This window comes from Georgenia satyanarayanai (assembly GCF_009193135.1).
Taxonomy (GTDB): Bacteria; Actinomycetota; Actinomycetes; order Actinomycetales; family Actinomycetaceae; genus Oceanitalea; species Oceanitalea satyanarayanai.
On the sequence record NZ_VUKC01000018.1, the window covers coordinates 13921 to 37642 of the forward strand.

25 protein-coding genes are annotated in these 23722 nt (G+C 73.9%); 1 reads left to right on the forward strand and 24 read right to left on the reverse strand.

Going from position 1 to position 23722, the window contains the following annotated elements; translation table 11 throughout:
- Positions 1-13: 13 nt before the first annotated feature.
- Both tsf and rpsB read right to left on the reverse strand, forming a co-directional pair.
- Positions 14-853, reverse strand: a complete 840-nt coding sequence (gene tsf, locus GD632_RS14340) for a translation elongation factor Ts (protein WP_152192900.1) — start codon at positions 851-853, stop codon at positions 14-16.
- 28 nt (positions 854-881) lie between these two features.
- Positions 882-1889, reverse strand: a complete 1008-nt coding sequence (gene rpsB / locus GD632_RS14345) for a 30S ribosomal protein S2 (protein WP_152192901.1) — start codon at positions 1887-1889, stop codon at positions 882-884.
- A 488-nt stretch (positions 1890-2377) separates the two neighbouring features.
- Here rpsB and GD632_RS14350 point away from each other — a divergent pair, with 488 nt between their 5' ends.
- A complete protein-coding gene (locus GD632_RS14350) occupies positions 2378-2974 on the forward strand; it encodes a M23 family metallopeptidase (RefSeq protein WP_152192902.1) in 597 nt (198 codons plus the stop codon).
- A gap of 204 nt (positions 2975-3178) precedes the next feature.
- Here GD632_RS14350 and GD632_RS14355 read toward each other — a convergent pair whose 3' ends face one another.
- The 22 genes from GD632_RS14355 to GD632_RS14460 form a co-directional block, all read right to left on the reverse strand.
- Positions 3179-4129: a tyrosine recombinase XerC gene (locus GD632_RS14355; protein ID WP_226924890.1), complete on the reverse strand. Its 951-nt coding sequence runs from the start codon at positions 4127-4129 to the stop codon at positions 3179-3181.
- Positions 4130-4146: 17 nt separating this feature from the next.
- Entirely contained in the window at positions 4147-5352 is a 1206-nt protein-coding gene (fdhA, locus tag GD632_RS14360; protein ID WP_152192903.1) for a formaldehyde dehydrogenase, glutathione-independent, read from the reverse strand.
- Between the two features lie 114 nt (positions 5353-5466).
- A complete protein-coding gene (gene dprA / locus GD632_RS14365; protein WP_152192904.1) occupies positions 5467-6651 on the reverse strand; it encodes a DNA-processing protein DprA in 1185 nt (394 codons plus the stop codon).
- The gene (locus GD632_RS14370; RefSeq protein ID WP_152192905.1) at positions 6644-8179 is read right to left on the reverse strand and encodes a YifB family Mg chelatase-like AAA ATPase; all 1536 of its coding nucleotides are present in this window, start codon (positions 8177-8179) and stop codon (positions 6644-6646) included. The genes dprA and GD632_RS14370 overlap by 8 nt, the downstream gene beginning before the upstream one ends.
- A 1-nt stretch (position 8180) precedes the next feature.
- Entirely contained in the window at positions 8181-8543 is a 363-nt protein-coding gene (locus tag GD632_RS14375; protein ID WP_152192906.1) for a YraN family protein, read from the reverse strand.
- A 108-nt stretch (positions 8544-8651) separates the two neighbouring features.
- Complete coding sequence (locus GD632_RS14380) at positions 8652-8957, reverse strand: DUF2469 domain-containing protein (RefSeq protein ID WP_110852344.1); 306 nt, start codon at positions 8955-8957, stop codon at positions 8652-8654.
- Positions 8958-8964: 7 nt separating this feature from the next.
- Positions 8965-9723, reverse strand: a complete 759-nt coding sequence (locus GD632_RS14385; protein ID WP_226924891.1) for a ribonuclease HII — start codon at positions 9721-9723, stop codon at positions 8965-8967.
- Positions 9724-9748: 25 nt separating this feature from the next.
- A complete protein-coding gene (gene lepB, locus GD632_RS14390; RefSeq protein WP_152192907.1) occupies positions 9749-10510 on the reverse strand; it encodes a signal peptidase I in 762 nt (253 codons plus the stop codon).
- An 82-nt stretch (positions 10511-10592) separates the two neighbouring features.
- Complete coding sequence (gene rplS / locus GD632_RS14395) at positions 10593-10934, reverse strand: 50S ribosomal protein L19 (protein WP_152192908.1); 342 nt, start codon at positions 10932-10934, stop codon at positions 10593-10595.
- 156 nt (positions 10935-11090) lie between these two features.
- Positions 11091-12407, reverse strand: coding sequence for a tRNA (guanosine(37)-N1)-methyltransferase TrmD (trmD, locus tag GD632_RS16500; RefSeq protein WP_152192909.1), 1317 nt, complete (start codon positions 12405-12407; stop codon positions 11091-11093).
- 1 nt (position 12408) lies between these two features.
- Complete coding sequence (gene rimM / locus GD632_RS14405; RefSeq protein WP_152192910.1) at positions 12409-12924, reverse strand: ribosome maturation factor RimM; 516 nt, start codon at positions 12922-12924, stop codon at positions 12409-12411.
- Positions 12925-12997: 73 nt separating this feature from the next.
- Entirely contained in the window at positions 12998-13234 is a 237-nt protein-coding gene (locus GD632_RS14410) for an RNA-binding protein (protein WP_110852349.1), read from the reverse strand.
- On the reverse strand, positions 13224-13685 hold the full coding sequence (gene rpsP / locus GD632_RS14415) for a 30S ribosomal protein S16 (RefSeq protein ID WP_152192911.1): 462 nt from the start codon (positions 13683-13685) through the stop codon (positions 13224-13226). Before rpsP ends, GD632_RS14410 begins: the two co-directional genes overlap by 11 nt.
- A 224-nt stretch (positions 13686-13909) precedes the next feature.
- Positions 13910-14692: an ABC transporter permease gene (locus GD632_RS14420; protein WP_152192912.1), complete on the reverse strand. Its 783-nt coding sequence runs from the start codon at positions 14690-14692 to the stop codon at positions 13910-13912.
- The gene (locus GD632_RS14425) at positions 14689-15627 is read right to left on the reverse strand and encodes an ABC transporter ATP-binding protein (RefSeq protein WP_152192913.1); all 939 of its coding nucleotides are present in this window, start codon (positions 15625-15627) and stop codon (positions 14689-14691) included. Before GD632_RS14425 ends, GD632_RS14420 begins: the two co-directional genes overlap by 4 nt.
- A 1-nt stretch (position 15628) precedes the next feature.
- Positions 15629-16390, reverse strand: a complete 762-nt coding sequence (locus GD632_RS14430; protein WP_152192914.1) for a hypothetical protein — start codon at positions 16388-16390, stop codon at positions 15629-15631.
- On the reverse strand, positions 16387-17268 hold the full coding sequence (locus GD632_RS14435) for an ATP-binding cassette domain-containing protein (protein ID WP_152192915.1): 882 nt from the start codon (positions 17266-17268) through the stop codon (positions 16387-16389). Before GD632_RS14435 ends, GD632_RS14430 begins: the two co-directional genes overlap by 4 nt.
- Positions 17265-17627, reverse strand: a complete 363-nt coding sequence (locus tag GD632_RS14440; protein WP_152192916.1) for a GntR family transcriptional regulator — start codon at positions 17625-17627, stop codon at positions 17265-17267. The genes GD632_RS14435 and GD632_RS14440 overlap by 4 nt, the downstream gene beginning before the upstream one ends.
- A gap of 110 nt (positions 17628-17737) precedes the next feature.
- Positions 17738-19129: an FAD-binding oxidoreductase gene (locus GD632_RS14445; RefSeq protein ID WP_152192917.1), complete on the reverse strand. Its 1392-nt coding sequence runs from the start codon at positions 19127-19129 to the stop codon at positions 17738-17740.
- A 91-nt stretch (positions 19130-19220) separates the two neighbouring features.
- Positions 19221-20309: an amidohydrolase family protein gene (locus GD632_RS14450; protein WP_152192918.1), complete on the reverse strand. Its 1089-nt coding sequence runs from the start codon at positions 20307-20309 to the stop codon at positions 19221-19223.
- Positions 20310-20319: 10 nt separating this feature from the next.
- Positions 20320-21894, reverse strand: a complete 1575-nt coding sequence (ffh, locus tag GD632_RS14455; protein WP_152192919.1) for a signal recognition particle protein — start codon at positions 21892-21894, stop codon at positions 20320-20322.
- A gap of 28 nt (positions 21895-21922) precedes the next feature.
- Entirely contained in the window at positions 21923-23722 is a 1800-nt protein-coding gene (locus tag GD632_RS14460) for a [protein-PII] uridylyltransferase family protein (RefSeq protein ID WP_226924892.1), read from the reverse strand.

The following is a 23722-nucleotide window of genomic DNA, read 5'->3' on the forward strand; positions in this document are numbered from 1 at the left end:
GACGACGTGTGTGTCAGGCGCCGACGCGGAACCGGACGAAACCGGTCAGCGTGCCACCAGCACCCTCGACGACCTTGCCGACCGTGGTCTTCGGGTCGCGGGCGTAGGCCTGGTCGAGGAGCACGGTCTCCTTGAAGAAGCCGTTCATGCGGCCCTCGACGATCTTCGGGAGCGCGGCCTCGGGCTTGCCCTCGTTGCGGGAGGTCTCCTCGGCGATACGACGCTCGTTGGCGACGACGTCCGCGGGCACCTCGTCACGGGTGAGGAACTGCGGGCTGTAGGCCGCGATGTGCATCGCGACGTCGCGCGCGACCTCGGCGCCGGCGGCGTCCGTGGCGACAAGGACGCCGACCTGCGGGGGCAGGTCCTTGGCGGTGCGGTGGAGGTAGTGCGCCACCTTCGCGCCGGAGAGGCGGGCCACGCGACGCACGACGAGCTTCTCGCCGAGGGTGGCGGCGTGCTCGTCGACGAGGGCGCCGACGGTGCTGTCACCGACGGGGGCCGCGAGGAGGGCCTCGACGTCGGCCGCGCCGGAGGCGACGGCGGCCGCGAGGACCTGCTCGGCGAGGGTGATGAAGACCTGGTTCTTCGCGACGAAGTCCGTCTCGGAGTTGAGCTCGACCATGACACCGGTCTCGCCCTCGCCGTCGGCGACGACCTCGACGGCGACGAGGCCGTCGGAGGCCGCGCGGCCCTCACGCTTGGCCACGCCCTTCAGGCCCTTGACGCGGATGATCTCGATGGCCTTGTCGGCGTCGCCGTCGGCCTCGTCCAGCGCCTTCTTGACGTCCATCATGCCGGCGCCGGTCTTCTCACGCAGCGCCTTGATGTCAGCGGCGGTGTAGTTCGCCATGTGTGTGTCTCCTCGGAGGTAGCGGGGATCAGGCCTGGCTGGCGGGGGGCTCGTCGGCCGCGGGGGCGTCCGTCGCGGGAGCGTTGTCGGCCACCTGCGTGGCGTCCGGGCCCTCGCCGCTGACGACGGGAGCGGACTCCTCGCCGTCCTCGGCGGCGGCGGCCACCTGCTCGGCGTCGTTCGTCACGCCGGCGGCGTGCTGCGCGGCGTCGACGGCCGCGTCGCCCTGCTCGGCGACGACGGGCGAGGCCTGGGCGCTCTGGTCGGCCTCGTTGGCGGCGAGGAGCTCGCGCTCCCACTCGGCCAGCGGCTCGGCCTCGGTCGGGGCGCTGCCCGAGCCACCACCGTGGCGCGTGACGAGACCGTCAGCAGCGGCGTCGGCGACGACGCGGGTGAGGAGCCCGACGGCGCGGATGGCGTCGTCGTTGCCCGGGATGCCGTAGTCGACCTCGTCCGGGTCGCAGTTGGTGTCGAGGATGGCGACGACGGGGATGTTGAGCTTGCGCGCCTCGGCGACCGCGAGGTGCTCCTTCTTCGTGTCGACGATCCACACGGCGGAGGGCAGCTTGGCCATGTCGCGGATGCCGCCGAGGGTGCGCTCGAGCTTCTCCTTCTCGCGGCGCATCATGAGCAGCTCCTTCTTCGTGTGGGACGAGCCCGCCACGTCGTCGAAGTCGATCTGCTCGAGCTCCTTCATGCGCTGGAGGCGCTTGTGCACGGTGGAGAAGTTCGTGAGCATGCCGCCCAGCCAGCGCTGGTTGACGTAGGGCATGCCGACGCGCGCGGCCTGCTCGGCCACGGCCTCCTGGGCCTGCTTCTTCGTGCCGACGAAGAGGATGCTGCCGCCGTGGGCGACGGTCTCCTTGACGAACTCGTACGCACGGTCGATGTCCGTCAGCGACTTCTGCAGGTCGATGATGTAGATGCCGTTGCGCTCGGTGAAGATGAAGCGCTTCATCTTGGGGTTCCAGCGACGGGTCTGGTGCCCGAAGTGGACGCCGCTCTCGAGGAGCTGGCGCATGGTGACGACGGCCATGGCTCGTCCTTTCCGGTGCGGGTGCTCCGCACGTCGGGCGAACAGGCGCGGGCGTGCCGCTGCCTGGTCCGCTACTCGGTTGTCTCAGTGGTCGACCGGGCGGTCGCCACTCCTGGTGCTCACGACTGCCGGCACCCGCCTGGGCGGGACCGCGCCGGCTGCCTCGCGTCGCTGGGTCCGAAGGACTGCGAGCGCGACATGTGGGCACGCGATGTCAACCAGATCGCTCCGGCTGCGGGGCCAACTCTACCGCACCCCCGCCAGCCCCCCTGTCGCCGACAGCCGACTTACCGCCCACAGCCGACTTACCAACGACAGCCGACTTACCGCCGACAGTCGACCTACCGCCCACAGCCGACCTACCGCCCACAGCCGAGTTGCCGCTGAACGCTGACGTGGTGGGTCCACCGACTACGGTCGCGGCGCGGCCGTCCCCAGAGCCCGTCAGCGCTCCGACGCGGCGGGTGCGCTTCACAGACGCTAGTGCCATGGGACTGAGCGGCGGCGCTGTGGGCACAGCAGGCGTGCTCGCCCTCCTCGGTGGCGCGCTTCTCCTCGCCCAGCCATCGGCGCCTGCTCCACCATTTGTCGCACCTGGCGCCACCGCGTCAGCCGAGGTGGTCCAGTACGAGTGGCCGACCGGCGATCGCGGCGAGGTCGTCCGTCCATTCGCCGCGCCGCCTGAACGCTGGGCGGCAGGTCACCGCGGCGTCGATCTCGCCCTCCCGGCCGGTGCACATGTACGAGCAGCCGCCGACGGCGTCGTCGCCTTCGCCGGTCGGGTCGCCGGCCGGGGCGTGGTGTCCGTCGATCACGCCGACGGCGTCCGCACCACTTACGAGCCGGTCACGGCCGCCGCCCGCAGGGGCGAGCAGGTGACGGCGGGACAGCTGCTCGGTGCCCTCGAGCCGCTCGGCCACCACTGCTCGGAGTCCCCATGCCTCCACTGGGGAGCGCGTCGCGGCCGGGACGTCTATATCGATCCGCTGACCCTGCTCTCGGAGAACGTCGTGATCCGGCTGCTTCCCGAACACGGCCGAAGCGGCGAGGCGGTTCACAGGAGCCACACCGGTAGAGGTGAATGAGTTCCGGATCGGCTGCCCGTCACAACCAAGTCTCGGTCATCACTCGGCTGTCGACGGGAAGCCGGCTCTCGGCAACAAGTCGGCTCTCGGCGACAAGTCGACTCTCGGCAACAAGTCGGCTCTCGGCGACAAGTCGGCTCTCGGCGGGAAGTCGGCTGTCGGCGGGAAGTCGGCTGTCGGCGACCGGGGGGAGGACCGGGCGGGTCAGGCGCGGGGGTGGGCCTGGGAGTAGGCGGCCCGGAGGCGCTCGGGGGTCACGTGGGTGTAGCGCTGGGTGGTGGCGAGGGAGGCGTGGCCGAGCACCTCCTGGACGGTCCGCAGGTCCGAGCCTCCGGCCAGGAGGTGCGTGGCGGCGCTGTGCCGCAGGCCGTGGGGTGCCATGTCCCGCACGCCCGCGAGCGCCGTCAGGCGGTGCACCCGCTCGCGCACCGCCCGCACACCCAGCCGCCCACCGCGGGAACCGAGGAAGAGGGCCGGCGGCGACGTCGACACCGCGAGCTGCGGACGGCCCCGCTCGAGCCACTCCCCCAGGGCACGGTCGGCCGGGACACCGAAGGGCACGACCCGTTCGGCACCGCCCTTGCCGAGGACCCGCACGGTCCGCTCGCGGCGGTCGACGGCGGTGACGTCGATGCCGACGAGCTCGGCGACCCGGACCCCGGTCGCGTAGAGCATCTCGAGGACGGCCCAGTCACGCAGGTGGGCCGGGTCGCCGTCGTCGGCCACCTGGGCGGCGAGGTCGAGCAGCACCGTCGCCTCGTCCACGGCGAGCACCTGCGGCACCCGCTTGTCGGCCCGCGGGCTCTGCAGGCGGACGCCGACGTCCTCGGCCAGGTGTCCCTGACGCACCGCCCACGTGCAGAAGGTGCGCGCGGCCGCCGAGCGGCGCGCGAGCGTCGACCGCGAGCGCCCCTCGCGGGCCTGCCCGGCGAGCCACGCGCGCAGGGCGGTGAGGTCGAGGCGGGCGAGGTCGACGTCGTCGTCGTGGTTGCGCAGCGTGTCGAGAAGGGAGCGGATGTCGGAGAGGTAAGCGCGCACCGTGTGCTCCGACAGTCCCCGCTGCAGGGCGAGGTGGCGCCCGAAGGCGTCGAGGAGCGCGGCGGAGTCGGGCACGCGCTCACCGTCGCGCGTCCCGGCGGTGAGGACAAGCCTCACCGCCGGGCGCGTCGCGCTCAGCGGATGGAGCCGTGGGCGTCGATGACGTACTTCTTCGCCGCGCCCTTGTCGAACTCCTCGTACCCGCGCGGTGCGTCGTCGAGGCCGATGACCTCGGCGTTGACGGCCTTGGCGATGTGGATCCTGTCGTTGAGGATCGCCTGCATGAGGCCGCGGTGGTACTTCATCACCGGCGTCTGTCCGGTGACGAAGGTGAGTGCCTTCGCCCAGCCGGTCCCGAAGTCCATCGACAGGGCGCCGCGCTGGGCCGCCTCGTCGACGCCGCCGGGGTCGCCCGTGACGTAGAGGCCGGGGATGCCGACCGATGCGCCGGCAGAGGCCACCCGCATCACGCTGTTGAGCACGGTCGCCGGGGCTTCCTTGCCGCTGTGGCCCATCGCCTCGAAGCCGACGGCGTCCACGGCGGCGTCGACCTCGGGGACCTTGAGCAGGTCCTCGATCTGCTCGTGCGGCTCGCCCTTGCTGAGGTCGATCGTCTCGCACCCGAAGCTCCTGGCCTGGGCGAGACGCTCGGTGTTGAAGTCGCCGACGACGACGACGGCCGCGCCGAGGAGCTGCGCCGAGGCCGCCGCGGCGAGCCCGACCGGCCCCGCTCCCGCGATGTAGACCGTCGAGCCGGTCCCGACCTTCGCGCTCACCGCGCCGTGGTACCCGGTGGGCAGGATGTCGGAGAGCATCGCGAGGTCGAGGATCTTCTCCATCGCCTGGTCCCTGTCCGGGAAGACGAGGGCGTTCCAGTCCGCGTAGGGCACGAGGACGTACTCGGCCTGCCCGCCGACCCACCCGCCCATGTCCACGTAGCCGTACGCGCTGCCGGGCCGGTCGGGGTTCACGTTGAGACAGATCTCGGTGCGCCGCTTCTTGCAGTTGACGCAGCGGCCGCAGGAGATGTTGAACGGAACGGAGACGAGGTCCCCCTTCTTGACGAACTCGACGTCGCGTCCGACCTCGACGACCTCACCGGTGATCTCGTGGCCGAGGACGAGGTCGCTGGGCGCGGTCGTGCGACCCCGGACCATGTGCTGGTCGGAGCCGCAGATGTTGGTGGCGACGGTCTTGAGGATGACGCCGTGGTGCACCTGCCGTCCCACGTTCGCCGGGTTGACGCCCGGTCCGTCCTGCAGTTCGAAGGTCGGGTAGGCCGTGTCGATGACCTCGACCTTGCCCGGGCCCTTGTAGGCGACTGCTCGGTTTCCTGCCATGTTCCTGCCCCTCCGTGCGATCCGCCGGCCGCGGGCGCGTCCTCGCGCGTCGGGTGTGCAGCGGCCGGTACGACGGCCTCGTCGTCCCACCACGTTACCTCACTGTGACGTGGCTCACATAGGCCTGACGGTCCGGCGCCAGCCGCTGCCGCTGCGCTCGGCGTGGCCGCTGAGCTCGAGGCGCCCGACGCCGGCCCGCACCTCCCGCTCGCTCAGCCCGGCCGCGCGCGCCAGGCTCGCGAGGGTGGCCCCGGACCTCACCGGCAAGGCGTCGAGCACGCGGGCCCCGAGCGGGTCGAGCCCGTCGAGCAGCCCGGGCTGCACCACCCGGTCGGGGGCGAGGTCCTCCCCGCTGGGCGCGAGGAGCTCGAGGACGTCGGCGGCGTCGGTGACGCACACAGCGCCACGGTCCCGCAGGAGGCGGTGGCAGCCGGCGGAGGCCATCGAGGTCACCGGCCCCGGTACGGCGGCCACCGGGCGCAGGAGCTCCTCGGCGTGCCGGGCGGTGCTGAGTGCTCCGGAGCGCCACCCCGCCTCGACGACGACGCACACCCGCCCGAGTGCCGCGATGAGCCGGTTGCGCTCGAGGAAGCGGTGGCGGCCCGGCGACGAGCCCGGCGCCGGCTCGGCAAGGACGACGCCCTCGTCCATGACCGCCTCGAGCAGGCGGGTGTTGCCCGCCGGGTAGAGACGGTCCACTCCCCCGGCGAGCACCGCCCACGTGAGGCCGTTGGCGCTGAGCGCTCCGCGGTGCGCCGCCGCGTCGATGCCGTAGGCGCCGCCCGACACGACGACGACGCCCCGCCCGGCCAGCTCGATGGCCAGCTGCGCCGCGATGGTCTCCCCGTACCTGGTGCTCGCGCGCATCCCGACGATCGCCGCCGCCGGGCGCGCGCCGTCCAGGCGCCCGTTGCCCCGTACCCACAGGGCCGCCGGTGCCCGTTCGCCGAGGTCGGCGAGCGTGGCGGGCCACTCGTCGTCGCCCGGCAGGAGGAGACGGCCGCCCACGGCGTCGAGCATGCCGAGCTCCCGGCGGATGTCGAGGTTCTTGAGGCGCGGCCCCCACCGGTCCACGGCCTTCTGCCAGTCGGCGGCGGTGACGGCGTCCTCCGCGCGGACCCCGCCGGGCGGGACCGGTGTGCTCGACCGGCGCCGGACGTGCCAGAGCCACTCGAGGGCGGGGCCGGGTCCCAGGCGGACGCGCAGCACACCGGCGACGCGGTCACCGGGCTCGGCGACCCGGGTCCACGCCGCGGCGGCGAGGCGCGTGTCGGTGAGGTCGAAGGGCGGCTCAGGCACCGGTGCCTCCTCTGATCCGCAGGCTCATGGCGGCCCCGACGTCGTCGAGGTCGGGGTGCGGACGCCCGGCGAGGTCGGCGAGCGTCCAGGCGATCTTGAGCACGCGGTCCATCCCGCGCAGGCTCAGCGCCCCGGAGTCCAGGGCCCGCTCCAGCACCGCACGGGGGCGGGCGCCGAGGCCCTGCTCCGGGGCGCGCAGCCAGGCGCCGGGCACCTCGGCGTTGCTCTGCCACGGGGTGCCCGCCAGCCGTCGCCGCTGCGCCTCACGCGCCGCGGCGACCCGGGCGGCGACCTCGCGGCTGCTCTCGCCCAGCCCACCGAGGGCCGCAGAGGCGCGGGTGACCGCGGGGACGTCGATCTGGAGGTCGACGCGGTCGAGCAGGGGCCCGGAGAGCCGCGCGAAGTAGCGGCGCCGCTCCAGCGGGGTGCACGTGCAGGCCAGGCCCTTGCCGGTGGCCTTGCCGCAGGGGCAGGGGTTGGCCGCGAGGACGAGCTGGAACCGGGCGGGGTAGCGCGCGGCGCCCCGGGCGCGGTGGACGACGATCTCCCCGTGCTCGAGCGGCTGGCGCAGCGAGTCGAGCACCCGGCGGGCGAACTCCGGTGCCTCGTCGAGGAGGAGCACCCCGCGGTGGGCGCGGGAGGCGGCACCGGGCCGCGGCACCCCCGACCCGCCCCCGACGATCGCCTGCGCGGTGGCCGTGTGGTGAGGGTCCTCGAAGGGCGGGCGACGCAGCAGGCCCCCGCCGGCGTCGAAGGTGCCGGCCACCGAGTGGATCGCCGTCACCTCCAGGGCGTCGGCATCCTCGAGGTCGGGCAGCAGGCCGGGCAGGCGCGCGGCGAGCATCGTCTTGCCCGCGCCGGGCGGCCCGACCATGAGGAGGTGGTGGCCTCCGGCGGCCGCCACCTCGAGCGCGAAGCGGGCCTCGTCCTGCCCGATGACCTCCGCGAGGTCCGGCGGTGTCCCGACCGCGGGCAGGGTGGGCGCCGGTAGCGCCTCGGGCACCGGCACCCCCACCTCCGCGCCGTAGTCGCGGGCGAGCTCGGCCAGGTGCTGGACACCGCGCACCCGCGCGCCGGGGACCAGGCGCGCCTCGGCGAGGTTGGCGCCGGGCACGACGACGTCGCGCCGTCCCGCGGCGACGGCGGCGGCCACCGCGGGCAGCACCCCGCGCACGGGGTGGACACGGCCGTCGAGCCCGAGCTCACCGAGGTGGACCGCCCGCCCGGCCCGCTCGGCTCCGGGCAGACCGTCCGCCCCGAGGCAGGCGACCGCCACGGCGAGGTCGAAGGCGGACCCCGCCTTGGGCAGCGAGGCGGGCGAGAGGTTGACGGTGCGCCGCCGCGCGTCCCAGGGCAGGGCGCAGGAGGTCACCGCGGCCCGGACCCGCTCCCGGGCCTCGGACAGTGACGCGTCCGGCAGGCCGACGAGGATGAAGGCCGGCAGCCCGCTCGCGGCGTGCGCCTCCACCTGGACGAGGTGCCCCTCCACACCCACCAGCGCGACCGACCACGTCCGGGCGAGCCCCATGTCAGCCCACCCCCCGCAGGTGCTCGACGAGCGCGGGACGACCGCGGCGGCTCAGCACCGCGACGACGTCGATGCGGACCTCCGCCGCGCGCGTCCCGTGCTCGCTCAGCCAGCGCCCGGCGAGCCGCCGCAGCCGCTCGAGCTTCGCCGGCCCCACGGCCTCGGCGGGGTGACCGAAGCCGGTGCCGCTGCGGGTCTTGACCTCGACGAACGCGATGGCGTCCGACCGCGGGTCCCGGGCGACGATGTCGATCTCGCCCTCGCGGCAGCGCCAGTTGCGCTCGAGGATCTCGTAGCCGTCCTCATGGAGCATCGCTGCGGCGATGCGCTCACCACGGGCGCCGACCTCGTCCTTCGCGGCCACGGGGCACCACCTCCGCGACCAGCGTCACCGACGCCGCCCGCGCCCCGGCAGCGCCAGCACCGGAGCGGTGCAGGGCTACCGCGCGAGGCCGCCCTGGGGAGCACCGCCTCAGGAGGGGAGGTTGAGCTCCGCCCGCGGCAGCTCCTCGACGTTGACGTCCTTGAACGTCACCACGCGCACCGAGCGGACGAAGCGCGCGGAGCGGTAGACGTCCCACACCCACGCGTCCCCGAGGGTCAGCTCGAAGAACACCTCACCGCCGGCCGAACGCACCTGCAGGTCCACCTCGTTGGCGAGGTAGAAGCGCCGCTCGGTCTCCACGACGTAGGAGAAGAGCCCGACGACGTCCCGGTACTCGCGGTACAGGCCGAGCTCGAGATCGGCCTCGTAGTTCTCCAGGTCCTCAGCACTCACGTCCCCATCATGCCCCGGGACGGGCGAGCACGGCACCGGCGGGGACCGGGACCGGCGTGGTCTCCGGCACAGCGTCCTCGGGAGCCGCCTCCCCACCGGTCGGCAGCCGCCAGGTCCGGCGGTGCAGCTCGGTGGGTCCGAGCTCACGCAGCGCGGCGAGGTGCCCGGGGGCGGAGTAGCCCTTGTTCGCCTCCCAGCCGTAGGCGCGGTGCTGCTCGGCGAGATCGACCATGATCCCGTCACGCTCGCATTTGGCCAGGACGCTGGCCCCGGCGATGACGGCGCAGCGCAGGTCGCCCTTGACCTGGGTCCGCACGGGCGGGACGAGGACGGGCAGCCCGGGGTCGAGGGCGCCGAAGAGGTCGTCGGGCGGGGTGAGCCAGTCGTGGATGCCGTCCAGGACGACGATGTCGGGCACCAGTCCCTGCGCCGCGAGGGTCGCCAGGGCACGGGTCCCGGCGAGGCGGAGCGCGGTGATGATGCCGACGGCGTCGATCTCGTCCGGCCCGGCGTGCCCGACCGCGCTGCCCACCGACCAGCGGCGCACCGGCTCGCACAGGGCCTCGCGGGCGGGGGCGGTGAGGAGCTTGGAGTCGCGCAGCCCGCGGGGCAGGCGCCCGGTGCTCGCGTCGACCAGGCACACGCCCACGCTGACGGGTCCGGCGAGGGCGCCGCGGCCCACCTCGTCCATGCCGGCGACAAGCCCGTGGCCGGAGTCGAGCAGCTCCCGCTCGAGCTGCCGGGTGGGCGGACGGTTCACAGGCACGCAGCCATCGTAGGCACGGGCCCGGTCAGGGCGCGGGGACCTCGGCGAAGGTGTCGCCCGGGTTGCGCAGCACGGACCAGCTGTCGAACGGCCACAGGATGAGGACCGCGGTCCCGACGACGTTGCGCATCGGCACGGCTCCGCCCCCCGGGTCCCCCTGGTGGGCGCGGGAGTCTTGGGAGTTGGAGCGGTTGTCCCCCATGAGCCACAGGTGGTTCTCGGGCACGGTGACGGAGAACTCGATCTCGCTCGGCGTGACGCCCGGCTTGAGGTACGGCTCGTCGATCCCGACGCCGTTGACGGTGAGCCGTCCGTCGGCGTCGCAGCACTCGACGGTGTCCCCACCGAGCCCGATGATCCGCTTGATGAGGTGCTCACCGGCGTTCTGAGGGAGGAGGCCGACGAAGGTGAGGACCTCCTCGACCCCGCGCTGGAGCTGGTTGCGCGTGTCGGCCCGGGGCTCGAGCCAGCCACCGGGGTCGACGAAGACGACGACGTCCCCGCGGCTGACGTCCAGCGGCCCGGGGGCGAGCTTGCTCACGAGCACCCGGTCCCCGACGGCGAAGGTGTCCTCCATCGAGCCGGAGGGGATGAAGAAGGCCTGGACGAGGAAGGTCTTGATGAGGACCGACAGGACGAGCGCGCTGACGACGACGATCGCGGTCTCCCGCAGCCACCCGCCCTTGCGCCCCGGCGCGGGCTCGGCAGCCTCGCCTGCCTCCTCGGCCCGCAGCTGGTCACGGTCGCGGCGCGTCGCGCTGGGCCGTGCGTCGTCGTCGTTCGTCACGGCCTGCGCACTCCTGTGTCGGAAAATGACTTCTGCCCGGCTCGAGACGAGCCGGGCAGAAGCGATGGTACGTGCTCGCGAGTCAGCGCTTCTCGCGGATCTTGGCCTTCTTCCCCTGCAGGCCGCGCATGTAGTACAGCTTGGCCCGGCGGACGGCGCCGCGGGAGACGACCTCGATCTTGTCGATCGACGGGGAGTGGATCGGGAAGGTGCGCTCGACGCCGACGCCGAAGCTCACCTTGCGGATGATGAAGGTCTCGCGGACCCCAGCGCCGGAGCGGGCCATGACGTACCCCTGGAAGATCTGGATACGGCTGCGGCTTCCCTCGACGACCTTGACGTGGACCTTGAGGGTGTCGCCCGCCCGGAAGTCGGGGATGTCGTCGCGCAGCGATGCTGCGTCGACGTGATCGAGGGTCTGCATGGTTGTGCCTTCCCGCTGGTGCCACAGGTCACCGGCGCTGTTCGTGGCAGCATGCGCTGCCGCCATCTGATGGTGGTCACGCTGCCCGGATGCGCCGGTCCCCTGAGGCAGACCGCGCGCCGTGAGCGCATGACCGGTCCATCTTGCCACAGCGGGTCAGGGCGCCAAAACCGGTGTGCTCATCACCACGTCGTCGTTGGCGACCCCGCCGACGTCGTAGGTCCGGCGCCCGACGACGGCGAAGCCGCAGCGCTCGTAGAAGCGGCGGGCCCGGCGGTTGCCGGCGTTCGTGCCGAGCCACAGCTGCCTCGCCCCGTGCTGCGCGGCCGCGGTCGTGGCGGCGGCGACGAGGCGGCCGGCCAGTCCCCCGCCGTGGACGTCGGGATGGACGTAGCACTTGCTCAGCTCGGCGACGTCCTCGCCGTCCTCGTGGCCCGGTGCCGGGGAGCCGAGGACGACCATCGTGTAACCGAGCAGCGCGCCGGTGTCCTCGTCGGCCGCCACGTGCACGACGCGCCCGGGGTCGGTGAGGAAACGGGTGAAGCTGCCGACGTCGAGCTGCGTCGCGACGTGCGCGGCGATCGCCTCCGACCCGAGCGACGGCGGGCAGGCGAGCGGGAAGGTGACGGCCGCGAGCGCGGCGAGGGCGACGGCGTCGTCGGGGACGGCGCGGCGGACCTGCGCGCGACGAGGGCCGCCCGGACCGACGTACCAGCCCAGCCCGGCCAGGACGCGCCGGTCCTCACGGTCCAGCGCCTCGGGCGTGAGCCGCTCGAGGAGGTCGGGCCGGCGGGCGGCGGTGCGCTCGAGGGCGCGGTCCCGGCGCCAGCGGGTGACCTTGGCGTGGTGCCCGGACGTGAGGACCTCGGGGACGGGCAGGTCCCGCCAGGCGGGCGGCTTGGTGTAGACGGGGTACTCGAGCAGGCCCGCGGCGCCGTGGGACTCCTCGACGAGCGACTCGGGGTTGCCGACGACGCCCGGGAGCAGCCGCGCCACGGCCTCGACGACGACGAGCGCGGCGACCTCGCCGCCGTTGAGGACGTAGTCGCCGATGGACACCTCGCGGACGGTGACGCCGGGCCGGGTGGCGTAGTGCTCGGCGACGCGGGCGTCGATGCCCTCGTAGCGGCCGCAGGCCAGGACGAGGCGGCGGGCCCCGGCCAGCTCCTCGGCGGTCCGCTGGGTGAAGACCTCCCCGGCCGGGCTCGGCACGAGGAGCACCGTCCCGCCGTCGTCGGCCGGGTCCGCGCCGAGGACGGCGTCCAGGGCGGTGCCCCACACGTCGGGGCGCATGACCATGCCCGCACCCCCGCCGAACGGGGTGTCGTCGACCGTGCGGTGCCGGTCGGTGGTCCATGCCCGCAGGTCGTGGACGGCGAGGTCGAGCAGGCCCGACTGCCGGGCCTTGCCCACCAGGGAGAGCTCGAGCGGCGCCAGGTAGTCGGGGAAGATCGTCAGGACGTCGATGCGCACGTCAGGCCCCGTCGTCGTCGCCGGCGAGCAGGCCGCGGGGCGGGTCGAGGACCACGCGCCGGCCGGGGACGTCCACGACCGGGACGATCTCGCTGACGAAGGGGACGAGCGTGCGCTGGCCGCCCTCCTCGGTGAGGACGAGCAGGTCCTGGGCGGGCATGTGCTCGATCCCGGCGACGGTCCCCAGGTGCCGGCCGGTGGTGTCCTCCACCGGCAGGCCGACGAGCTGGTGGGGGTACCAGGCGTCCTCCTCGGCGTCCTCCTCGGCCGCGGCGAGCAGGAGCGTGCCGCGCAGCGCCTCGGCCGCGGTGCGGTCGTTGGCCTGTTCGAAGCGCACGTACCACGAGCCCTGCCGCTCGCTGCTGGCGGCCACGGTGAGGGGGCCGCGCTCGGGCGGGTCGGTGCTCAGCACCGCCCCGGGCGTCAGGCGGCCGGCGGGGTCGTCGGTCCGGACCTCCAGGCGCACCAGGCCGTGCAGGCCGTTCGGTGCGCCGATGCGGGCGACCACCAGCTCCATCTGTAGCTCTCCTCGGGGTAGAACGAGCGCGAGCCCTGGCTCACCGGTGGTGAACCAGGGCTCGCGCCGGTGGTCAGCGGTCGGTGTCGACGACGTCGACGCGGACCGGGCCGCGCGTGGACAGCGCGGAGACGACGGTGCGCAGGGCGCGCGCCGTGCGCCCCTGCCGACCGATGACGCGGCCGAGGTCGTCGGGGTGCACCCGGACCTCGAGCAGCTCACCGCGACGCAGCGACCGGGAGGTGACGGTGACGTCGTCGGGGTTGTCGACGACGCCGCGCACCAGGTGCTCGAGGGCGTCAGCCAGCATTGGTCTCGTCGGCGGACTCCTCGGCGGGCGCGTCCGAGGGCGCCTTCTCCTCGGTGGCCGCGGCAGCAGCCTCCGAGGCCTTGGCCTTGCGCTTCTCGGCGTCGTCCTCGGCAGCCTTGACCGCGGCGGCGCGCGCCTCGGCGGCCTCCTCGGCGCTGACGCCCTTGACGCGCAGGGTGCCCTCGGCGCCCGGCAGGCCCTTGAACTTCTGCCAGTCGCCGGTGACCTTGAGCAGCGCGGCGACCTGCTCGGTGGGCTGGGCGCCCACGGAGAGCCAGTACTGCGCGCGCTCGGAGTCGATGTCGATGAGCGAGGGCTCCTCGGTCGGGTGGTACTTGCCGATCTCCTCGATCGCCCGGCCATCACGCTTCTTGCGACCGTCCATGACGACGACGCGGTAGTACGGCGCGCGGATCTTGCCCATGCGCTTGAGACGGATCTTGACTGCCACTGTGGTGGTCACTCCTGGTTCATGTGGGGTGGGCCGACGCGTGTGCCCGGTGGGTTTCGGGGACGTGCTTGGCCCTGGACGCGGCTCCGACGGGTGAGAGGGGCCCACCGGTCCGAGTACAGCGGGTCATTCTGCCAGACCGGCGGGCCCATTCCCAAGCGTGCGCCCTCCGCGGGCGGGTGGGGCGTTGGTCACCCCGGGGCGGGCACGACGCCGCGCGCCGGTCAGGACCAGCGGAAGGTCCTGGCCGCCAGCGGGTAGCAGACGAGCACGTAACCCGCCATGACGAGCAGCTGCTGGGCGGGGACGCCCTGCTCGAACCATGCCGTCATCAGCGCCTGGCTCGCCGCCCCGAGCGGCGTCCAGGTGGCGATGGTCGCCAAGGAGTCCGGCATCATCGGTCCCGGCGTCCACATGCCCGCGAAGAGCAGCATCGGGAAGTAGATGAGCATCCCGATCCCGGAGGCGGCGCTGCCCTTGGGGGCACGGGCCGCGATGAGCAGCCCGATCCCGAACATCGCCGTCACCCCGAGGACGAAGGCGCCGAGCGCGAGCAGCGGCCGCTCCGGCGCCGGGGAGCCGAAGGCGAGGGACGCGGCGAGGACCGCGAGCAGGGAGGCCGCGACGACGGCGACGGCGTTGATGAGGACGTGGGCGACGAGCACCCCCTGGGGGCGCATGGGCGTCGTGGACAGACGACGCAGGACGCCGTTGTGCCGGTAGTCCGCCACGTAGACCGGCAGGGTGACGAGGGCGACGCTCGCCATCGCCGTCGCGATCGCGACGGGCGCCATGAGGTCGACGGCCCGCAGACCGAGCCACGGCTCCGGCAGGTCCCCGATCGGTTCCCGCATCCCGGGGATGATGAAGCCGATCCCGAGAACGAGCACCGAGGGGAACAGCAGCGCGAAGAACCAGCTGCTGACGTCCCGCATGAACAGCCGCGCCTCGGCGAGGGTGAGCGTGCCCAGCCCCCGGGTGCCGGCGTGTGCGGTGAGCGTCGTCATGAGACTGCCTCCTCGATCGTGTCGGTGTGCTCCGCGGTCACGCGGACGAAGACGTCCTCGAGCGAGCGGGACAGGGTGCGGATCTCCTCGGGCACGACGTCCCGCTCCGCGAGCGCGAGGACGGCGGCGGGCAGGACCCGGTGCCCGCCCGTGACGACGTACTCGCCGCCGTCGGGCGTGACGGACGTGACGTCCGGCAGCGCCGCGAGGACGGCCGGGACCGACGCCGGGGCACCCTCGGGCAGGCGCAGACGGAAGACGCGCTCGTCCTCCTGGGCGCGGATGAGCTCCGCGGGGCTGCCCTCGGCGACGACGCGACCGTCGTCGATGATGACGAGCCGGTCGCACAGGCGCTCTGCCTCGTCCATGAAGTGGGTGACGAGGACGATCGTCACGCCCGTGTCACGCACCCGCTCGATGAGCGCCCACGTGTCCCGGCGGGCCTGGGGGTCCAGGCCCGTGGTGAGCTCGTCGAGGATCGCGACCTCGGGGTTCCCCACGAGGGCGAGGGCGATGGACAGCCGCTGCTGCTGACCGCCGGAGAGGTCAGCGAACGCGGTGTCCCGCTTGTCCTGCAGGCCCAGCAGCACGAGGAGCTCGTCGGGGTCGGCCGGCCCGGTGTAGAACGAGGCGTACAGCCGCAGGGCCTCGATGACCCGCAGCTTGGGCGGCAGCTGGGACTCCTGGAGCTGGATGCCGAGGCGCTGGCGGACGGCCGCGGGGGTGCGCTGGGGGTCGGCGCCGAGGAGCCGGACGGTGCCGCCGTCGGCGTGGCGCAGACCGGCGAGGCACTCCACGGTGGTCGTCTTGCCGGCCCCGTTCGGGCCGAGGATGCCGAAGATCTCGCCCCGCTGGATGGTGAGGCTGACGTCGGCGACGGCGACCTTGTCGCCGTAGGTCTTGCGGAGGTGGCGGACCTCGATGACGGGTTCCATCTCATGACTCCGTTCGGGCGATGGGGACACGGCGGACGAGCAGGGCGAAGGCGAGGCCGGCCGCGAGGACCAGCACGGCGCCGATGAGGTAGGCGCTCCAGCCGGGCGCGTCGAAGGGGACGAAGGGGGCCTCCGTCCAGCTCGTCATGAACATGACGGCGAGGATCGGCGAGATGGTGAGGGGCAGCGCGAGGGTTCCCCACCAGCCGCCGAGCCGGTAGTAGGTGATGCCCACGAGCAGTCCGGTGAGGGTGCCCGCGAGCGCGAGGAGCGCGTGGTCGACGAGGAGCACGCCGGTGCCCGACTCCCACACGCCCGCCGTGTACTCCTCCCCCGGCTCGGCGTCGTGCTGCCAGCCCATGCGGTCGTAGAGCACCCCCTCGAGGAGGAGGAGCCCCGCGGCCGTCACGGCGTGGAGCACCGAGCTGGTCACCGCGGCGACGAGCCCGCCGGTGAGGAAGGAGCGTCGGGTCATGCCGTTGGCGACGTGCGCGGTGAGGTACGTCGTCGCGACGATGACGGCGATCGAGAAGAGGAACCACACGAGCGGGCCGGTGCGGACGAACTGAACGATGGACACGTTGACCGTGCCCACCCGGTCGACGACGGCGATGGCGATGCCGGCGCCGACGACGACGATCACCCACAGCCACAGCCACATGAGGAGGTAGACCTGGAGGTGGTGGACCGCTGAGCGCACCCACTGCGGGCGGGTGACGCTGACACTGCCGCGCAGGCGCGGGGCTGAGGTACCGACGATCATCGGTGCGCCTCCTTCTCCGTCAGGGCGATGAACAGGTCCTCGATCGGCACGGCGCCGATCTCGAGGTCCGCGGCGCGGAAGCGGCCGAGGGCGGCGGCGTCGAGGCGCTCGAGCACGGTCACCCGCTTGGTGGGCCCGAGCACCTGCTCCCCGAGGACGCGCAGGCCCACCGTCGCGACGTCGACGGCGGCGGCCGGTCCGGTGACCGTGACGCCGTGGCTGCGCAGCGTGTCGGCCTCCTCGGTGAGGAGCACCGTGCCGGCGTCGAGGACGACGACGTTCTCGAAGAGACGCTCGACCTCCCCGATGAGGTGGCTCGAGAGGATGATCGTGCGCGGGTGCTCGACGTAGTCGGCGATGAGGAGGTCGTAGAAGCGGCGGCGCGAGGGTGCGTCCATGCCGAGGTAGACCTCGTCGAACATCGTCACCGGCGCCCGGGAGGCGAGCCCGATGACGGCGCCGAAGGCGGAGCGCTGACCGCGGGAGAGCTTGCCCGGCTTCTTGCGCGGGTCGAGCTCGAAGGCGTCGAGCAGCTCCTCGGCGTAGGCCTGGTCCCAGGTGGGCCGGGCGGAGGCGACGAGCTCGAGGGTGACCTTGAGCTTCTCCTCGCTCAGCACGTCCCCGCTCTCGCGGATGAGGCAGACGCTCTCCATGAGGCGCTCGTCCTCGAAGGGGTCCCGGCCGTCGACGCGGACGGTGCCGCTCGTGGGGCGCCGCAGCGAGGCGATGGTCGAGAGCATGCTCGTCTTGCCCGAGCCGTTGCGGCCGAGGAGGCCGGTGATGGTGCTGGCCGGGAAGGTGACGGTCGCGGAGTCGACCGCGCGCGTGTCCCCGTAGTCGACCGTGAGGTCGCGCAGCTCGACGTCGAGGCCGCTCATGCCTCGGCTCCCTTCTGCTGGATGTAGCGGACGAGCTCGGCGGGACTGATGCCGAGCATGCGGGCCTCGTCGAGGACCGCGTCGAGGTGGTCGGTGAAGAAGGCGCCGCGGCGGTGCTCCCGCAGCCGCTCCCGCGCGCCGTCGGCGACGAACATGCCTACTCCTCGCTGCTTGAACAGGACCCCCTCGTCGACGAGCTGCGCGAACGCCTTGGCAGCCGTGGCCGGGTTGATCCGGTAGGTCGTGGCGTACTGGGTGGTGCTCATGACCTGGTCTCCCTCGGCCAGCGCCCCGTCGAGGATCTGGCGACGCAGGTGCTCGGCGATCTGCACGTAGATCGGCTCCGGCCCGTCGAACATGGCCCACCTCCCTCGCCTCACTGGTTCATTACTCCACTAATGAACCACGGAGGCGGGCGTGCGTCAAGGGCCGCCGGTGGCAGGGCGCCCTCGGGCGCGGGAGGAGGTGGTCAGGCGGGCGGGACGTTGTGGTTGAGCCGGAACAGGTTCTCCGGGTCGTACCGGCGCTTGAGCCCGGCGAGCCGCTCGAGCGGCCCTGCGCCGTAGACGGCGCGCGTCGCCTGGGCGCGGTCGCCCGCCTCGGCACCGAGGAAGTTGACGTAGAGGCCCCCGGTGGAGAAGGGCGCCATGTCCTGCACCACCGCGCGGACCCAGGCGGTCCGGGGGGCGTCCACGGCCGGGTCGGTCCAGGCGCCGTACACGTTGAGCCAGAACCGCGCCCCGCGCGCGGGGAACGGTGTCGCCTCGGCCGGGACGCGGGCGAAGGCCCCGCCCATGTGGTGGATGTCGATGCCGGTCCCGGCCCAGCGCTGCTCACCGGCCCGGCGCAGGAGCACCTCGACGACCTCGTCGTCGAGACGGTCGAAGGAGGTGTTGCGCCAGTACCCGCGACGGCCGGGGCCGCCGAGGACGTCGAAGGCCGACTGCCAGGCCACCCAGTCGGACTCGGGCGTCTCCTCGTCCGGCGGCGCCGCGGCGCGCAGCTCGGACAGGAACCGCTCGCCTGCGGCGCCGTCGTCCGGGTCGGCCCACATGGAGGCGAGGACGAGCAGCGGCTCGTCGCCCGCCCCGAGCTCGGGGGGCGGCACGATGAACGTCGCGATCGACTGCATCGCGTCCGGCAGCTCACGCGTCCACGCCTCCCAGGCGCGCAGCGCGTGCGGCCACCGCTGCTCGGTGTAGACCATCTCGACCGCCACGAGCGGGTCGGGCAGGGCGCGGGCGCGGTAGGTGAAGCGGGTGACGACGCCGAAGTTCCCCCCTCCCCCGCGCAACGCCCACAGGAGGTCGCCGTCCTCGGCCTCGCTCGCCGTCACGCGCTCCCCCGACGCGGTGACGACGCTGGCGGCGACGACGTTGTCGGCCGTCAGCCCGTACGCCCGGGTGAGCCAGCCGACCCCACCACCGAGGGTGAGGCCACCGACGCCGGTCTGGGACACCACCCCGAGCGGGACGACGAGCCCGTGCGGTGCCGTGGCACGGTCGACGTCACCGAGGCGCGCGCCACCGCCCACGCGCACGGTCCCCGTGCTCTCGTCGAGGTCCACGCCGGCGAGCCGCCCGAGGTCGAGGACGACCCCCTCGTCGACCGTGCCGTAGCCCGCCACCCCGTGCCCGCCGCCGCGGACGGCCAGCGGCAGGCGCCGGGTGCGGGCGTGGTCGACGACGGCGACGACGTCGTCCTCGTCGGCCACCCGCACCACCGCGAGCGGGTGCTTGTCCACGATCCCGTTCCACACCCGGCGTGCGGCGTCGTACTCCTCGTCACCGGCGCCGACGACCTGCCCGGTCACGCGCGAGCGGAGCTCGGCGACCAGGGGTGCTGCGCTGCTGGTGCCCATGGGGACCTCCGCAGGTCCGCGCCGTCGCCCGGTGCGACCGCGCACCTGTGACCACGCTACTCGCGCCCCCGGGCGCCGTGAAGACCCGCGGTCAGACGAGCTCGCCGCGCAGGACGACGGCCTGCGGGCGCTCGAGGACGGCGACGTCCTCACGGGGGTCGGCGGCGTAGACGACGACGTCGGCCGGCGCGCCCTCGCGGATCCCCGGCACGCCGAGGAGGTCACGCGCGCGCCAGCTCGCGGCCGCGACGACGTCGAGCACGGGGACGCCGGCGCGCACGACCTCGGCGAGCTCGGCGGGCAGCGAGCCGTGGGCGATGGTGCCACCGGCGTCCGAGCCCATGAGCAGCGGCACCCCGGCCTCGTGGAAGGCACGGACCTGCGCGTGGCGGCGCTCGTGCATGGCGAGCATCCTCCGGGCGTACACGGGGTACTTGGCGCCGGCCTGCGCGGCGAAGCCGGCGAAGTGGTCCACCTGGAGGAGCGTGGGCGTCACCGGGATGCGGCGGCGGGCCGCCTCGGCGATGTGGTCGGCCGTCATCCCGGTGCCGTGCTCGATGCCGTCGATGCCGGCGTCGAGGAGGTCGTCGACGACCTCCCGGGAGAAGGCGTGGGCGGTGACCTTGGCGCCGGCCTCGTGCGCGGCGGCGACGCCCTCCGCGAGGACGTCGGCCGGCCACAGCGGGCGCAGGTCGGAGTCGGCGCCCTCGGACCGGTCGATCCAGTCGGCGACGATCTTGACCCAGCCGTCCCCGGACGCGGCCTCCTCGGCCATCGCCTGCGGGAGCCGGGTGACGTCGTCGAGCTCGCGCCCGTAGTGGCGCAGGTAGCGCTTGGGCCGCGCGAGGTGGTGGCCGGCCCGGATGAGCCGGGGCAGGTCGGTGCGCTGCTGCACCCACCGGGTGTCCTGCGGGGAGCCGGCATCGCGGACGAGCAGCGTGCCCGCCTCGCGGTCGGCCTTGGCCTGGACCTCGGCCTCCTCCACGCTCACCGCGCCCCCGGGGCCGAGCCCGATGTGGCAGTGGACGTCGACGAGCCCGGACAGCACCCACCCCTCGACCTCGCGCGCCGGATCGGCGGGCTCGTCGAGCGTGAGGCGGCCGTCGACCACCCAGCACTCGTCGATCTCGGCGGTGTCACCGACGACGATCGTCCCGGTCAGGTGCAGCGGCTGGCCCATCCCACTCCCGTCAGCGCAGGTACTTCTGCAGGTCCTCGAGGTCCGGGACGCTCTCCGGGGCGGCGGCGGTCCCGCCGCCGATCCCGAAGGCGGAGCCGGTCGGGGCCGCGGGCTGCTCGTCGGCCTTGCGCAGCGCCTCGGCCTCCTGCTTCGCGCGCTTGGCGGGGTTGCCGGACTTGCCCTTCTTGCCCTTCTTCGGCGGCGGCGCCATGCGGCCCTTGGACTTCTTGCCGCCGCCGGGCAGGCCACCGGGGCCGAAGCCACCGGGGGGCAGCTTGCCGCCGGAGCGCGCCATCTGCCGCATCATCGTCTTCGCCTGGTCGAACCGCTCCATGAGCTGGTTGATCTCGGTGACGGTCGTGCCCGAGCCGCGGGCGATGCGCGAGCGCCGCGAACCGTTGATGATCCTCGGGTTGGCCCGCTCCTGGGGCGTCATCGAGCGGACCATCGCCTCGATGCGGTCGACCTCGCGCTCGTCGAAGTTCTCCAGGGCCTCACGCATCTGGCCCGCGCCCGGGAGCATCCCGAGCACCTTCTTCATCGAGCCCATCTTCTTGAGCTGCTGCATCTGGTCCAGGAAGTCCTGCAGCGTGAAGTCCTCGCCGCCGGCGACCTTGGCGGCCATCCGCTCGGCCTCGTCCTGGTCGAAGGCACGCTCGGCCTGCTCGATGAGCGTGAGGATGTCGCCCATGTCGAGGATGCGGGAGGCCATCCGGTCGGCGTGGAAGCGCTCGAAGTCGGTGAGCTTCTCACCGGTGGAGGCGAACAGGACCGGCCGGCCGGTGACCTTGGCCACCGAGAGCGCCGCACCACCGCGGGCGTCGCCGTCGAGCTTGGTGAGGACGACGCCGGTGAAGTCGACGCCCTCCTGGAAGGCCTGCGCCGTCGCGACGGCGTCCTGGCCGATCATCGCGTCGAGGACGAAGAGGGTTTCGTCGGGCTGGACGACGTCCTTGATGGCGGCGGCCTGGGCCATCATCTCGGTGTCGACGCCGAGACGGCCGGCGGTGTCGACGATGACGACGGAGTGGAGCTTGTCCTGCGCGTGCGCCAGGCCCGAGCGCGCCACCTCGATGGGGTCACCGACGCCGTTGCCCGGCTCCGGGGCCCACACCGGCACGCCGGCGCGCTCGCCGACCACCTGGAGCTGGGTGACGGCGTTGGGGCGCTGGAGGTCGGAGGCGACGAGGAGCGGGGTCTGGCCCTGGTCCTTGAGCCACTTCGCGAGCTTGCCGGCGAGGGTGGTCTTACCGGCGCCCTGGAGGCCGGCGAGCATGATGACCGTCGGCGGACGCTTGGCGAAGCGCAGGTCGCGCGCCTGGCCGCCGAGGATCTCGACGAGCTCGGAGTTGACGATCTTGACGACCTGCTGGCCGGGGTTGAGGGCGGCGGAGACCTCGGCCCCGAGGGCCCGCTCGCGGACGGCGGCGGTGAACTCGCGCACCACCGGCAGGGCGACGTCCGCCTCGAGGAGGGCGCGCCGGATCTCGGAGACGGTGGTGGTGATGTCCTGCTCGGACAGCCGGCCCTTGCCGCGCAGGTTGCGGAAGGTGGCTGTCAGGCGGTCGGAGAGGCTGGCGAACAAGGACGTCCCTCGTGCTCGTTGGGTCCGGTCAGGCCTCCAGGGTACTTGGCGGCACCGACGACGCGTGCCGCAGGCGGTCGCGGCCCCGGGCCAGGAGCTCGTCGACGAGCCGGGCGCGCCACGGCGTCCACGCGAGAGGCCCCGCAGCGCTCGCGTCGGCCTCGGTGAGGAGGGCGAGGAGCTCGAGCGTGACGGGACGGTGCCCGACGGCGGCGAGCAGCTCCGCCACGACCTCCGGGTCCGCCGGGTCGCGCGTCGTCGCGAGGGTGGCGAGCGTGAGGTGCTCGCGCACGAGGAGGGTGACGGTTGCCGCCGTCGGCGCGGGCAGGCCCAGCCGCTCGACGACGGCCGCGGCCCGCCACTCCCCCTCCCGCGAGTGGTCCGCCGCACCCTCCACCTTGCCGATGTCGTGGAGGAGCGCCGCGAGCAGGAGCGCCGCACGGCTCATGTCCGTCACCCGAGGAGCCCGCTCGCGCAGCAGCTCCGCGGCGTTGGCGGCCGTCTGGACGAGGTGGCGGTCCACGGTGTGTCGGTGCACCGGGGACCGCTGGGGCCGGTTGCGCACGTCCTGCCACTGGGGGATCCACCGCGTCACGACGCCGGCGAGGTCGAGCGCCTCCCACACGGGGATCTGGGCGGCGCCGGAGCCGAGGAGCTCGAGGAGGTCCGCCCGAGCGCTCTCGGGCCAGGGCACCGGCGGCGCGGGGGCCCGCCGGAGGCTGGCGAGGGTGACCGGGGACAGCGGCAGGCCGGTCCTGGCCGCGGCGGCGGCCGCGCGGAGCGTGAGGCCGGTGTCCTGCTCGACGTCGGCGTCGGTGGCGAGGACGAGCTCGCCGTCGTGCTCGGCCAGGCCGGCGGCGACCGGACGCAGGCGCGGTGCGACGCGCCGTCCGCGGACGACCGCCGGGCCGCGGCGCAGCAGCGCGGTCCGGCGCAGCGCCTGGCGGGCGCGGCGGACGGTGAGGTCGAGCGCCGCGGTGACGGTGCGTGCTGCCTGGGCGAGCTCGGCGAGCAGCGCGTCCGGGCCCTCCAGGCCGATGCGGGCCGCGACGTCGGGGGTGTCGACGCGCAGCAGCCGGGTGGTGCGGCGCCCCGTCACCACGGCGAGGGCGTCGCGCACGTCGAGGAGGAGGGCGGCGGCGTCGTCGAGCTCGCCGTGGGGCCGGTCGGCCAGCCACGTGGCGGCCAGCGCCCGCAGGACGACGACGTCACGCAGCCCGCCACGGGCCTCCTTGAGGTCCGGCTCGACGAGGTAGGCGAGCTCGCCGTGCCGCTCCCCCCGCTCGCGGACCGAGCCGAGGAGCTCGGGCAGCCGCCGGCGTGCCGCGGCCCGCCAGTCGGCGAGGACGGCGCTGCGGGCGCGGGCGACGACGTCGGCGTCCCCGGCCACGTGCCGGATGTCGAGCAGGCCGACCGCCGAGACGAGGTCGTCGGAGGCGACCTGCCGGCACCCGGCGAGGCTGCGGACCGCGTGGTCGACGTCGAGGTCCGCGTCCCACAGCGGGTACCACAGCGCCTGCGCCAGGGGCGCGACGGAGGCGGCGTCGTGGTGGCGCCCGTCGTGGAGGAGGACGACGTCGAGGTCGCTCATCGGCCCGGCGTCGCGGCGCCCCTGCGAGCCGACGACGGCGAGCGCGAGGCCGGTGGGCGCGTCCGGCACGGCGGTCTCCCACAGCCCGGCGAGGGCGGCGTCGACGAGACCGGAGAGCTCGGCCCGGTAGCGCGTGCCGGCGGCACGACCGCTGCCCGCCCCGGCCTGGACCGGGGCGGGCAGCGGGAGGGCGAGCCGGGCCGCGCGCAGGTCGTCGACGGTGTGCGCGCGGCCCAC